This is a genomic window from Streptomyces sp. M41(2017), assembly GCF_002078175.1.
Taxonomy (GTDB): domain Bacteria; phylum Actinomycetota; class Actinomycetes; order Streptomycetales; family Streptomycetaceae; genus Streptomyces.
In genome coordinates, this window is sequence record NZ_MWFK01000001.1 from 3,700,393 (window position 1) to 3,713,631 (window position 13,239).

Genomic DNA, 13,239 nt, shown 5'->3' on the forward strand with positions numbered 1-13,239 from the left:
CGGTGGCCGGCGAAAAGCACGCAGAGCCCACATCGGTACCCGCCGAGGCACGGGAGAAGCACGCGCAGCTCGCTGAGCAGATCGAGGAGCACCGCTTCCGGTACTACGTGAACGACGCGCCGGTCGTCAGCGACGCCGAGTTCGACAAGCTGCTGCGCTCCCTGGAAGCCCTGGAGGAGGAGCACCCCGAGCTGCGCACCCCCGACTCGCCGACCCAGAAGGTCGCGGGCGCGTACGCCACGGAGTTCACCTCGGTCCAGCACCGCCAGCGGATGCTCTCCCTGGACAACGCCTTCTCCGACCTGGAGCTGGCCGCCTGGGCCGAGCGCGTCGCCAAGGACGTGGGCACCACCGACCACCACTTCCTGTGCGAGCTGAAGGTGGACGGCCTCGCGGTCAACCTGACGTACGAGCGGGGCCGCCTCACGCGCGCGGCGACCCGCGGCGACGGCCGGACCGGCGAGGACATCACGCCCAACGTCCGCACGATCGCGGAGATCCCCGACCGCCTGACCGGCGACCGCGTCCCGGACCTCGTGGAGATCCGCGGCGAGGTCTACTTCCCGATGGAGAAGTTCGAGGAGCTCAACGCCCGTCTGGTGGAGGCCGGCGACAAGCCCTTCGCCAACCCGCGCAACGCGGCGGCCGGTTCACTGCGCCAGAAGGACCCGCGCGTCACCGCGACCCGCCCGCTGCACATGGTCGTCCACGGCATCGGCGCCCTGGAGGGCTTCGACGGCCTCGGCCGCCTGTCCGAGGCCTACGACCTGCTGCACTCGTGGGGCCTGCCCACCACGCGGTACGCCAAGGTGGTCGACGACCTCGACGGCGTACGGGAGTTCATCGCGTACTACGGGGAGAACCGCCACTCCGTGGAGCACGAGATCGACGGCGTGGTCGTCAAGCTCGACGAGATCCCCCTCCAGGGACGGCTCGGCTCCACCTCGCGGGCGCCGCGCTGGGCGATCGCCTGGAAGTACGCGCCCGAGGAGGTCAACACCAAGCTCCTCAACATCCGCGTGGGCGTGGGCCGCACAGGCCGCGTCACTCCGTACGCGCAGGTCGAGCCGGTCACGGTCGCGGGCTCCGAGGTCGAGTTCGCCACCCTGCACAACCAGGACGTGGTCAAGGCCAAGGGCGTCCTGATCGGGGACACGGTGGTGCTGCGCAAGGCCGGTGACGTCATCCCGGAGATCCTCGGCCCGGTCGCCGACCTGCGGGACGGCAGCGAGCGGGAGTTCGTGATGCCGGCCGAGTGCCCCGAGTGCGGTACGCCGCTGCGCCCCATGAAGGAGGCCGACGTCGACCTGCGCTGCCCGAACGCACGCAGCTGCCCGGCCCAGTTGCGCGAGCGGCTGTTCTACCTCGCGGGCCGCAAGGCCCTGGACATCGACCACTTCGGGTACGTCGCCGCCACCGCCCTCACCAGGCCGCTGGAACCGGCCGAGCCGCCGCTGACCGACGAGGGCGACCTCTTCGACCTCACCATCGACCGGCTGCTGCCCATCAAGGCGTACGTCCTCGACCAGGACAGCGGGCTGCCCAAGCGCGACCCGAAGAGCGGCGAGGAGAAGATCGCCACGGTCTTCGCCAACCAGCAGGGCGAGCCCAGGAAGAACGCGCTTGCCATGCTCGACACCATCGCCGCCGCCAAGGACCGCCCGCTTGCCCGCGTCCTCACGGGCCTGTCGATCCGTCACGTCGGCCCCGTCGCGGCCGAGGCGCTGGCCCGCGAGTTCCGCTCCGTCGACCGGATCGAGCAGGCGACCGAGGAGGAGCTGGCCATCACCGACGGGGTGGGGCCGATCATCGCCGCCTCGCTCAAGGAGTGGTTCGCCGAGGACTGGCACCGCGAGATCATCCGCAAGTGGCGGGCCGCCGGGGTCCGGATGGAGGACGAGGGTGCGGGCGAGGACCAGGGACCGCGCCCGCTCGAAGGCCTCACCGTCGTCGTCACCGGCACGCTGGAGCACCACACGCGGGACGGCGCCAAGGAGCAACTCCAGAGCCGCGGAGCGAAAGTGACCGGTTCTGTTTCGAAGAAGACGTCATTCGTCGTGGTCGGTGACAATCCTGGTTCGAAGTACGACAAGGCGATGCAGTTGAAGGTTCCGGTTCTGAACGAGGACGGCTTCGCGGTCCTGCTCGAACAAGGACCCGAAGCGGCGGCGGACGTCGCACTTCCGATCGAGGAGTAGCGGTTGAAGGCCACCCGTTCGGCGCATATCAGATGCATACGGGTGGCCGGGTCGCATTCGGGCAACCGTAGACGACCGCTGCCCGTGGAAGCCCTCCGCGGCCTACTGTTGACGTGTGCGCCCACCGTGCCCAGTTGCGGCCGGCGCACCCCCTGTTCCTCGGGAGCCGGGGGAAGGGTTTTCCGACGTGGCTCCGTTGGCAGTTGTCGCCGGCGACGGACCGCGTGGCGTGGGCACCGCCGGCTGTGAGAGGGACGGGAATGGAACCGACCGAGAGCGCCGCCCCGGACTCCCGGCTGCGACTGAGCCGGATGACCGGCGCGTGGCTGGCGGGAATGCGGACCGGACGGTCCGCGCAGCGTCCCGCGCCCAGCGGCCTCGGTGCCGCACCGCTCGGCGCTTCCGCCCCGTCCGGCGCCGGCCCGCACACCCCCGGCCGCGGCACCGGTCTGCCCGGCCAGGACCCCGAACGCCGCGCGGCCTGGCCCGCACTGCCCGCGGCGGTCGTCGGCGCGGCCGGCATCGTCCTGGGCGCCGGTTTCTACCGGGCGTTCAGCGACCACCACGCGCTCTTCCCGTGCGGCACCGTCGGCTGGGCCCTCGCCCTGCTGACCGGCATCATCGTCGGCCACCTCGTCGCCCTCGGCCGCGCCCGCTGGTGGGGCGGCACCGGCTCCGGCGGGGCGCTCATCCTCGCGGTCCTGCTGCTCCACGGCTGGGTCCCGGCCGCCATGGTCAGCCTCACCGTCGTCGTCCTGGTCGGCACGGCCCGCCGCAACCGCTGGCGCCAAGGCGTGCTGCACGGCGCGGTCGACATCCTCGGCATCGGGGCCGGAGCGCTCGTCCTCGCCGCGTTCGGGCGGTTCCCGAGCGTCGAGACCCCCTGGAACGCCACGACCTGGACGCTGTACGCGGCTCCCCAGGTGGTCCTGGTCGCGTGCACCTACCTGGCCGTCACCCGGGGCCTGCTCTGGTGTCTGCACGCCCGGCGAGGCGGCGGACTGCGTACCGTCGCCCGGACGGCCCTGGTCAGACAGGGACTCGTCGCCGTCGCCGTGCTCGGTATCGCGCCGCTCGTGTGCGTCGTCGCGATGTCCCAGCCGATGCTGCTGCCCCTCTTCTCGATCCCGCTGATCGCCCTCGACTCCACCCTCTGGATAGCCCGCGCGCGGGCCGAGGAACAGCTCCGTGACCCGCTCACCGGACTGCCCAACCGACAGTGGCTGCTGGAGCGCACCTGGACGGCCCTGGACGACGCCGAGCGCATCGGCGCACGGTCCGCGCTCATGCTGATCGACCTCGACCGGTTCCGGTCGGTGAACGACACGTTGGGGCACCTCGCCGGTGACCGGCTCCTCCTCCAGATCGCCGACCGGCTACGGCTCGCCCTGCCGCGCGGGGCGGAGGCCGCACGACTCGGCGGGGACGAGTTCGCCGTGTTACTGCCCGTCGCGGATTCCACCACGTCGGCCACCCGCGTCGCCCGCAACCTCGTCGCCGCTCTCGGCTCGCCGCTCGACCTCGACGGACTCACCCTCGTCCTGGAGGCCAGCGCCGGGCTCGCCGTCTTCCCCGACCACGCCCTCGACGCCGAGGGGCTGCTGCGCCGGGCTGACGTCGCGATGTACCAGGCCAAGCGCGACCGCACCGGCGTCGAGGTCTACGAGTCCAAGCGGGACTCCAACACCCCCGACCGACTCGGCCTGCTGGGCGACCTGCGCCGCGCGCTGGACGCCGGTGACGTCGAACTGCACTATCAGCCCAAGGTCCGCTTCGACGGCCAGGTGGCCGGCCTGGAGGCGCTCGTCCGCTGGGTGCACCCCGAGCGGGGCAAGGTGCCGCCGGACGAGTTCATCGCGATCGCCGAGTCGTCCGGGCTGATGCCCCACCTCACCGAGTACGTCCTGGAGACCGCCCTCGCGCAGGTCGCCCGCTGGCGCGTCCAGGGCCTGTTCGTACCCGTCGCGGTCAACGTCTCGCCCCGCGACGTCCACACCCCCGGCTTCGCCGGCTCCGTCGCCGCGCGCCTCGCCCGGCACGGCGTCCCCGCGGGAGCGCTCCAACTGGAGATCACCGAGCACGTGCTCCTGGAGGATCCGCAGCGGGCCGCCGACACCCTGGCGGCGCTCACCGGGCACGGCGTGAAGATGTCGCTGGACGACTTCGGCACCGGGTACTCCTCCCTCGTGCATCTGCGCAGGCTCCCCGTCAGCGAGCTGAAGATCGACCGGTCGTTCGTCGCGCGGCTCGCCGTCGACACCGAGGACGCCGAGATCGTGCGCTGCACCGTCGATCTCGCGCACTCGCTCGGACTGCTCGTCGTCGCGGAGGGCGTCGAGGACGACGAGACGTGGGAGCGGTTGCGGGATCTGGGGTGCGACGCGGTGCAGGGGTGGCTGGTGGCGGCGGCGATGCCTCCGGAGGAGGCCACGGCGTGGTTGCTGGCGCGGGGGTCTCGGGGGTGGCAGCGGCCCCGCGCCGCGTTGCCCGCGGCGGAGTAGTCCCCCTTTCCGGGTGGGATCCTGCCCACCCCGCACGCCCGTGACTGCCTCCCGAGAGGCTGGTCTCGCCGGTGGTGTCTCGTCGCCGTGGGCGTCTGCCTGCCGGGGGTGGTGGTTTTCCCACCCCGCACGCCCGTGACCGCTTCCCGAGAGGCTGGTCTCGCCGGTGGTGTCTCGTCGCCGTGGGCGTCTGCTCGTCGTGGGGTGGTGGTTTTCCCACCCGCGCACCGCCCGTTGGGGGTCTTCCGAGAAGCTGGGCTCGCCCCCGGCGCCTGCTCGCCGTCGGCGTCCGCCCGCTGCTGGGCGGGTCTCCCGCCCAGCAGCGGGCGGACGCGAGGTGGGCGGAGGGGCGGACGCCGACGGCGGGAAAGCCGTGCGGGAGGGCTGGGCCTGGTGGTTGGGGGTCATGGGCGGTGCGTGGGTGGGGGAGTTTCCGGCCGGAGGCCGGTCTCCGGTGGGGTGGGCGCCGACGGTGGGAGGCCCGTGGGGGAGGGCTGTGCTTGGTGGCTGAGGGTTATGGGTGGTGCGGGGGCGGGGGATCGTCCGGCCGGAGGCCGGCGGGGGCCGACCGCCGAGGGGAGAGAGCGGCGCGGGAGATTGCGGGCTCCGGCCGGAGGTCCGGGAGTCGTCCGTGGCAAACCCGGGCGCGGGCACTGGCGCGGGACCCATAGGATTGGGCCAAACCACACACACTCACCCCAGAGGATCGCTGCATGCCTGGCATCACGCGCGAGGAGGTCGCCCACCTCGCACGGCTGGCGCGTCTGGAGCTGAAGGGCGAAGAGCTCGACCACTTCGCCGGCCAGCTCGACGACATCATCGGCGCGGTCGCCCGCGTCAGCGAGGTCGCCGACCAAGACGTACCGCCGACCTCTCATCCGCTGCCGCTGACGAACGTCATGCGCGCGGACGAGGTCCGTCCGTCGCTCACCCCCGAGCAGGCGCTCTCCGGCGCCCCGGCCCAGGAGCAGCAGCGTTTCAAGGTGCCGCAGATCCTGGGGGAGGACTAATCACCATGACGGACACCAACGTCAACATCATCAAGCTCACCGCCGCCGAGATCGCCGAGAAGATCGCGGCGGGCGAGCTGACGGCCGTCGAGGTCACCGAGGCCCACCTCGCCCGGATCGGCGCCGTCGACGAGAAGGTGCACGCCTTCCTGCACGTCGACCGCGAGGGCGCCCTCGCGCAGGCCCGCGCCGTGGACGCCAAGCGCGCCGCCGGCGAGAAGCTCGGCCCGCTCGCCGGTGTGCCGCTCGCGCTGAAGGACATCTTCACCACCGAGGGCATCCCGACCACGGTCGGTTCCAAGATCCTCGAAGGCTGGATCCCGCCGTACGACGCGACCCTCACCAAGCGGCTGAAGGCCGCCGACGTCATCATCCTCGGCAAGACCAACATGGACGAGTTCGCCATGGGGTCCTCCACCGAGAACAGCGCGTACGGCCCGACCGGCAACCCGTGGGACCTCACCCGCATCCCCGGCGGCTCCGGCGGCGGCTCGTCCGCGGCCCTCGCCTCCTACCAGGCGCCGCTCGCGATCGGCACCGACACCGGCGGTTCCATCCGCCAGCCCGCCGCCGTCACCGGCACGGTCGGCGTCAAGCCGACGTACGGCGCCGTGTCGCGGTACGGCATGGTCGCCTTCTCCAGCTCCCTCGACCAGGGCGGCCCCTGTGCCCGTACGGTCCTGGACGCGGCCCTGCTCCACGAGGTCATCGCCGGCCACGACCCGATGGACTCGACGTCCATCGACGCGCCGGTCCCGCCGGTCGTCGAGGCCGCCCGCAACGGCAGTGTCGCCGGCATGCGCGTCGGCGTCGTCAAGCAGTTCCGCGGCGAGGGCTACCAGGCCGGCGTGGTGCAGCGCTTCGACGAGGCCGTCACCATGCTCAAGGAGCTGGGCGCCGAGATCGTCGAGCTGGACTGCCCGTCCTTCGACCTGGCGCTCTCCGCGTACTACCTGATCGCCCCCTCCGAGTGTTCGAGCAACCTCGCCCGCTTCGACGGCCTCCGCTACGGCGCGCGCGTCGGCGACGACGGCACCCACTCCGCCGAGGAGGTCACCGCCCTCACCCGTGAGGCCGGCTTCGGCCCCGAGGTGAAGCGCCGCATCATGCTCGGCACGTACGCGCTCAGCTCCGGCTACTACGACGCGTACTACGGCAGCGCCCAGAAGGTCCGTACGCTCATCACGCGTGACTTCGAGAAGGCGTTCGAGCAGGTCGACGTGATCGTCTCCCCGACCACGCCCACCACCGCCTTCCCGATCGGCGAGCGCGCCGACGACCCGATGGCGATGTACCTCGCGGACCTTTGCACCATTCCGACCAACCTGGCCGGCAACTCCGCCATGTCGCTGCCCTGCGGTCTCGCGCCGGAAGACAATCTCCCGGTCGGTCTGCAGATCATCGCCCCCGCTCTCAAGGACGACCGGCTGTACAAGGTCGGCGCCGCCGTCGAGGCCGCCTTCGTGGAAAAGTGGGGGCACCCGCTGCTTGAGGAGGCTCCGTCGCTGTGAGCAAGGCAATGTCCAAGGCCAAGGGTTTCAAGAAGTCCAAGTCCGGCACGTACCTGTCCATGGCCGGCACGGCCTTCGGTGCGCTCGGTGTCGCCAAGCAGGTCAAGAAGGCCCGCTCGGAGAACGACACGCTGCGCCTGCTCGACGCGGCCGTGTCCGCCGCCGCCATCGTCACCGGCCTCGCCATCCTCTACCGGGAGCTCAAGCGCCTGGGCGACGACGACGTCCTGCTGGGCTGAGAGGGAAGTTTTCACCGTGACCACCACGACCGACGAGTTGGTGTCGTACGAGGACGCCCTGGCGACCTACGACCCCGTCATGGGCCTCGAGGTCCATGTCGAACTCGGCACCAAGACGAAGATGTTCTGCGGCTGTTCGACCGAGCTGGGCGCCGAGCCCAACGCGCAGACGTGCCCGACCTGCCTCGGCATGCCCGGCGCGCTGCCGGTCGTCAACGCGATCGGCGTCGAGTCCGCCATCAAGATCGGCCTCGCGCTGCACTGCGAGATCGCCGAGTGGTGCCGCTTCGCCCGGAAGAACTACTTCTATCCGGACATGCCGAAGAACTTCCAGACCTCCCAGTACGACGAGCCGATCGCCTTCAACGGCTATCTGGACGTCCAGCTGGAGGACGGCGAGGTCTTCCGCGTGCAGATCGAGCGCGCCCACATGGAGGAGGACACCGGCAAGTCGCTGCACGTCGGCGGTGCCACCGGCCGCATCCACGGCGCCTCGCACTCGCTGCTCGACTACAACCGCGCGGGCATCCCCCTCATCGAGATCGTCACCAAGCCGATCGAGGGCGCGGGCGAGCGTGCACCGGAGGTCGCCAAGGCGTACGTCGCCGAGCTGCGCGAGCTCATCAAGGCGCTCGGTGTCTCCGAGGCCCGGATGGAGCAGGGCCAGATGCGCTGCGACGTGAACCTCTCGCTGCGCCCGCACGGCCGCGAGAAGTTCGGCACGCGCTCCGAGACGAAGAACGTCAACTCCCTGCGTTCCGTGGAGCGTGCCGCCCGCTTCGAGATCCAGCGCCACGCCGCGGTGCTGAACTCCGGCGGCACGATCATCCAGGAGACCCGCCACTTCCACGAGGACACCGGGTCCACGACCTCGGGCCGCGTGAAGGAGGAGGCCGAGGACTACCGGTACTTCCCGGAGCCCGACCTCGTCCCCGTCGCCCCCTCCCGTGACTGGGTGGAGGAGCTGCGCGCCGGGCTGCCCGAGCAGCCGCTGGCCCGCCGCAACCGGCTGCGCGAGGAGTGGGGCGTCAACGCCCACGACATGCAGTCGATGCTCAACGCGGGTGCCATCGACCCGATCGTCGCGACGATCGAGGCCGGTGCCGACGCCGCGTCCGCCCGCAAGTGGTGGATGGGCGAGCTGGCGCGCAGCGCCAACGAGTCGGGCAAGGCGCTGGAGGATCTGCCGATCACCCCGGCGCAGGTCGCCCGGGTGACCGAGCTGGTCACGGCCGGCGATCTGAACGACAAGCTGGCCCGCCAGGTCATCGAGGGCGTCCTCGCCGGCGAGGGCACTCCGGACGAGGTCGTCGAGAAGCGCGGTCTGAAGGTCGTCTCGGACGAGGGCGCGCTGACCGCCGCCGTCGACGAGGCCATCGCCGGGAACCCGGGCATCGCCGACAAGATCCGCGGCGGCAAGGTCCAGGCCGTGGGCGCGCTCGTCGGCGCGGTCATGAAGGCCACCCGCGGCCAGGCCGACGCGGCCCGCGTCAAGGAGCTCATCCTGGAGAAGCTGGGCGTCGGCGAGAGCTGAGGTCACGGTGTTTCCACGCCCTGGGGGCGCATCGCTGTCGATGCGCCCCCAGTGGCCTGTCCGGGCCCGCTCCGGAACCGTCGTGACACGCGGGGAGCGGGGGCGTTCACGCGAATGCCCTGTGACAGGAGTGCAGATCTGTGAGTAAGCCCACGAATGCGACAAAGGATCATTTCCGGCTGTAAGAGTGATGGCGCATGAGTCATGCGTTCTTTGCGGGCATTTCCCGATAAAGATCCTCAAATCCCCCAGGGAGCTCGTTCGTGGCAGCCCTCGCACGTTGGTGTGTCCAGCACCGCCTCGTTGCCGTACTGCTCTGGCTGGTCGCCTTCGGCGGCGTGACCGCTGCCGCCGTCGTGACGGGCTCCTCGTACTCGAACGACTACGAGGCCCCGGGAACCGAATCCGGCCGCGCCACCCAGCTCCTCGGCGCAGGCTTCCCCGGCCTCGGCGGCGACAGCGACACGGTCGTCTGGCACACCGGCCACGGCGGCAGCGTGCGTTCCCCCGCCGTCGAGCAGTCCATGACCCGCACCCTGGACAAGATCGCCGAACTCCCCGGAGTCGCGTCCGTCGACAGCCCCTACGGCCGCGGCGGCGCCGACCGGATCAGCGACGACAACCGCACCGCGTACGCGAACATCACCTTCGCCGACCGTGTCGAGACCATCGACAAGGGCGAGGTCCGCGCCGTCGTCGACACCGCGAAGGAGGCCGGGACCGACGGACTCGACGTGGAACTGGGCGGCAGCGCCGTCGCCCTCACCCAGTCGTCCGGCGGGCACCTCGCCGAGATCGTCGGCGTGGTCGTCGCCGCCGTCGTCCTCTTCCTCGCCTTCGGCTCCCTCGCCGCCTCCATGCTGCCCATCGCCACCGCCCTGATCGGCGTGGGCACGGCGTACTTCGGGATCGTCCTCCTCGGACACGTCATGACCGTCGCCGACTTCGCCCCCATGCTCGGCATGCTGATCGGCCTCGGCGTCGGCATCGACTACGCGCTGTTCATCGTGACGCGACACCGGCGCGGACTGAAACGCGGGCTGCCCGTGGCCGAGGCCGCGCAGAACGCCGTCGCCACCACGGGCCGCGCCGTCGTCTTCGCCGGCGCCACCGTCTGCATCGCCCTCCTCGGCATGCTCATCCTGCGGCTCGGCTTCCTCAACGGCGTCGCCATCGCCGCCTCCCTCACCGTCGTCCTCACCGTCGCGGCCTCCGTCACGCTGCTGCCCGCGCTGCTCTCCTTCATCGGACCCCGCGCGCTGAGCCGCCGCGAACGGCGCCGCCTGGACGAACACGGACCGGAACCGGAGATGCCCACCGGGTTCGCCGCCCGCTGGTCCGCCTTCGTCGAACGGCACCCCAAGGTGCTCGGCGGCGTCGCCGTCGTCGTGATGGCCCTGCTCGCCCTGCCGACGTTCTCCCTCCACCTCGGAACCTCCGACCAGGGCAACGACCCGCGGACGACCACCACCCGGCAGGCCTACGACCTCATCGGCGAGGGCTTCGGACCCGGCGTGAACGGGCCCCTGACCCTCGTCACCAAGGTCGGCGGCGCCGAGGACCGCCTCGCGCTCGACAACCTGGACCTGTCGCTGCGGCTCACCCACGGCGTCGCCTCGGCGACCCCGGTCACCTACAACACCGCGGGCGACACCGCCTACCTCACCGTCGTGCCGTCCTCCGCCCCGCAGTCGAAGGACACCAGCGATCTCGTCGACCGGCTGCGCACCGAGGTCCTGCCGCGCGCGGAGGCCGGCACCTCCCTCGACCTGCACGTGGGCGGGGTGACGGCGAGCTACGACGACTTCGCCGACGTCATCGTCGGCAAACTGCCGCTCTTCGTCGGCGTCGTGATCAGCCTCGGCTGCGTCCTGCTGCTCCTCGCGTTCCGCTCGATCGGCATCCCGCTCAAGGCGGCCGTGATGAACATCGCCGCGGTCGCCGCCGCCTTCGGGGTCGTCGTCGCGATCTTCCAGTGGGGCTGGGGGAGCGACCTGCTCGGCCTCGGCCGCGCGGGGCCGATCGAGCCCTTCCTCCCCGTGATCATGGTGTCGGTGCTCTTCGGGCTCTCGATGGACTACCAGGTGTTCCTGGTCAGCCGCATGTACGAGGAGTGGCTGGAGACCGGTGACAACCGGCGGGCGGTCCGGGTCGGGCTGGCCGAGACGAGCCGGGTGATCAACTCGGCGGCCGTCATCATGATCTCGGTGTTCCTCGCCTTCGTGCTCAGCGGCGACCGCGTCATCGCGATGTTCGGCATCGCCCTGGCCGCCGCCGTCGCCCTCGACGCGTTCGTCCTGCGGACGCTCCTGGTCCCCGCCCTCATGCACCTGCTGGGCGGCGCGAACTGGTGGCTGCCCGGCTGGCTCGACCGCCGGCTCCCCCGCGTCAGCATCGAGGCACCGGAGTGCCGTGCCGCGCATGAGAGGCTGGCCGAGGCGACGGACGCCGGTGTGGCGGACGTCCTGGACGCCGCCGACGCGGCGGACATGAGGGTGAAGGAGCGGTAGCGGATGTACGCGATATCCCTGGGTGACGACGGGGCGCAGCTGCGGCCCCTGGAGCCGTGGCACGCGGAGGAGTTCCTCGCGCACCTGGACCGCGGCCGCGAGTTCATCGGACAGTTCATCCCCTTCGGATCCCAGTCCACGGACGTGCCGTCCACACGGGCCCACCTCCAGCGGTACGCGGACATGCGCGCTGCGGACACCGGCTCCCTGCACGGTCTGTGGCTCGACGGCAAGCTCGTCGGCGGCGTGCTCTTCCTGAACTTCGACGCCGAGCAGGGCAACTGCGAGGTCGGCTGCTGGCTGGAACCCGCCGCCTCCGGGCGCGGTCTCGTCACCCGCGCGATGCGCGTGCTCATCGACTGGGCCGTCGAGGGCCGCGGGATCCACCGGATCGAGTGGGTCGCCGCCGCGGGCAACGTGCCGAGCCTCAACGTGGCCCGTCGTCTGGGCATGACCCAGGACGCCGTCCTGCGCGAGAAGCACCCCTACCGCGGGGTCCGGCACGACCTGGAGGTGTGGTCCGTGCTCGCGCCCGACTGGCGCGCCGCACGAGCCCACGAGGCGCACAAGGATCATTAAGGAACTTCTCAGACAGCGTCCGTACGGTGCGGTGCATGGGAACCAAGACAGTTGACGAAGCCGGGGCCGAGTCCGGCGCCGAGGCACAGCGCGACGAGCAGACCGTGGACGTCACCAAGACCGACGCGACCACGGACGACGTGACCGGCACCGAGGCGGAGGGCGTCCGGGCCGAGGAGCAGGACGAGGCCGCCACGGACCTCGTGGACGGCCACGACACCACCGTGGACGGGCAGGCGACCGGAGTCGGCCAGGGTGCCGCCGCCGTGGTGTCCGCCGGACTGGGCATCGTGTCGCTGACCGGCAGCTGGGTCTCCACCGTCGCCGCCGCCCGCGAGACGCTCGTCGGCCAGCTCCGGACCTCGCAGAGCGCGAGCGTCGCCCAGCAGGTCAAGGAGGTCTACGGCGACGCATGGGCGACCACCGCGCTGATCGGCGGCCTCTTCGCGCTGGCCGCGCTGATCGTCGGCGTCGTCGTCCTCGTCCGCCCCGCGTTCGGCGCCCCCGGCAGGCCCCAGGCCCCCTGGATCAAGTCCGTCGCCTGGGCCGGCGTCTCGCTCGGCGTCGTCGGGCTGATCCTCGCCGTCGCCAAGTACTCCGACCTGCTTCTCGGACTGCCCTCCACCAGCTGAGAACCGACCACTCTGAGGGGCCTTAGGGCCGGCGCCGTACGACGAGCGCCGCCCTAAGGCCCTTCGCGTGCGCAAGATGCGGAACTCTCCCGATGTGGCGCACCCCCCTCGGAGACGAAGGTTAAGACATCGCAGACAGCGAGGCCGAGACCGACTCTTCACCAGGGGTACGAGATGTTCGAGTACGAGCTTCACCACATCCGGACCGCGGAACTGATCCGCGAGGCACAGAACCACCGGCTCGCCCAGGAGGCCCTCCGCGGCCGCCGGGCCGCCCGCCGCGCGGCCCGCCGCGAGTCCGTACAGCACGACACGGAGGGGCGGGCCCATAGCCGCCGTCCCCGCCGGTATCCGTTCACCCGCGCCGCGTGAACGCCACGGCACCCGGCGCCGGCCGTACCGCGTACGACCGGCTGCCGGGTGGGCGGGAGGGCGGCCGTACAGGGGGCGGCCGCCTCCTGCCGGACACGACACGTCCCGCCGGGGCACCGACGGCCCACCGGATAACCGGTGCCGCGCCGTCGG

The 13,239-nt window shown here is 71.4% G+C and carries 10 protein-coding genes; all 10 read left to right on the top strand.

Annotated elements, in window-relative coordinates:
• The first annotated feature begins 2 nt into the window (after positions 1-2).
• On the top strand, positions 3-2,198 hold the full coding sequence (gene ligA, locus B0675_RS16420; protein WP_081219567.1) for an NAD-dependent DNA ligase LigA: 2,196 nt from the start codon (positions 3-5) through the stop codon (positions 2,196-2,198).
• Between the two features lie 260 nt (positions 2,199-2,458).
• Positions 2,459-4,699, top strand: coding sequence for an EAL domain-containing protein (locus tag B0675_RS16425; RefSeq protein WP_081219568.1), 2,241 nt, complete (start codon positions 2,459-2,461; stop codon positions 4,697-4,699).
• A gap of 713 nt (positions 4,700-5,412) precedes the next feature.
• Positions 5,413-5,709: an Asp-tRNA(Asn)/Glu-tRNA(Gln) amidotransferase subunit GatC gene (gene gatC / locus B0675_RS16430; RefSeq protein ID WP_015036350.1), complete on the top strand. Its 297-nt coding sequence runs from the start codon at positions 5,413-5,415 to the stop codon at positions 5,707-5,709.
• A 5-nt stretch (positions 5,710-5,714) separates the two neighbouring features.
• Entirely contained in the window at positions 5,715-7,220 is a 1,506-nt protein-coding gene (gatA, locus tag B0675_RS16435) for an Asp-tRNA(Asn)/Glu-tRNA(Gln) amidotransferase subunit GatA (RefSeq protein WP_081219569.1), read from the top strand.
• 8 nt (positions 7,221-7,228) lie between these two features.
• Positions 7,229-7,459 carry a hypothetical protein gene (locus B0675_RS16440; RefSeq protein ID WP_081219570.1) on the top strand — a complete coding sequence of 77 codons (231 nt, stop codon included), beginning with the start codon at positions 7,229-7,231 and terminating at the stop codon, positions 7,457-7,459.
• Positions 7,460-7,475: 16 nt separating this feature from the next.
• Positions 7,476-8,993 (top strand): Asp-tRNA(Asn)/Glu-tRNA(Gln) amidotransferase subunit GatB, encoded by a 1,518-nt coding sequence (gene gatB, locus B0675_RS16445; protein WP_081219571.1) that lies wholly within the window; start codon positions 7,476-7,478, stop codon positions 8,991-8,993.
• Between the two features lie 263 nt (positions 8,994-9,256).
• The gene (locus tag B0675_RS16450) at positions 9,257-11,503 is read left to right on the top strand and encodes an MMPL family transporter (RefSeq protein ID WP_081219572.1); all 2,247 of its coding nucleotides are present in this window, start codon (positions 9,257-9,259) and stop codon (positions 11,501-11,503) included.
• 3 nt (positions 11,504-11,506) lie between these two features.
• Positions 11,507-12,082, top strand: a complete 576-nt coding sequence (locus B0675_RS16455) for a GNAT family protein (protein ID WP_081219573.1) — start codon at positions 11,507-11,509, stop codon at positions 12,080-12,082.
• A gap of 35 nt (positions 12,083-12,117) precedes the next feature.
• A complete protein-coding gene (locus B0675_RS16460) occupies positions 12,118-12,714 on the top strand; it encodes a hypothetical protein (RefSeq protein WP_081219574.1) in 597 nt (198 codons plus the stop codon).
• A gap of 174 nt (positions 12,715-12,888) precedes the next feature.
• A complete protein-coding gene (locus B0675_RS16465; protein WP_081219575.1) occupies positions 12,889-13,086 on the top strand; it encodes a hypothetical protein in 198 nt (65 codons plus the stop codon).
• The last annotated feature ends 153 nt before the right edge of the window (positions 13,087-13,239 follow it).

Coding starts and splice junctions, on each gene's coding strand:
- B0675_RS16425 (WP_081219568.1), top strand. CDS start 2,459: ATGGAACCGACCGAGAGCGCCGCCCCGGACTCCCGGCTGCGACTGAGC.
- gatC (WP_015036350.1), top strand. CDS start 5,413: ATGCCTGGCATCACGCGCGAGGAGGTCGCCCACCTCGCACGGCTGGCG.
- gatA (WP_081219569.1), top strand. CDS start 5,715: ATGACGGACACCAACGTCAACATCATCAAGCTCACCGCCGCCGAGATC.
- B0675_RS16440 (WP_081219570.1), top strand. CDS start 7,229: ATGTCCAAGGCCAAGGGTTTCAAGAAGTCCAAGTCCGGCACGTACCTG.
- B0675_RS16455 (WP_081219573.1), top strand. CDS start 11,507: ATGTACGCGATATCCCTGGGTGACGACGGGGCGCAGCTGCGGCCCCTG.
- B0675_RS16460 (WP_081219574.1), top strand. CDS start 12,118: ATGGGAACCAAGACAGTTGACGAAGCCGGGGCCGAGTCCGGCGCCGAG.
- B0675_RS16465 (WP_081219575.1), top strand. CDS start 12,889: ATGTTCGAGTACGAGCTTCACCACATCCGGACCGCGGAACTGATCCGC.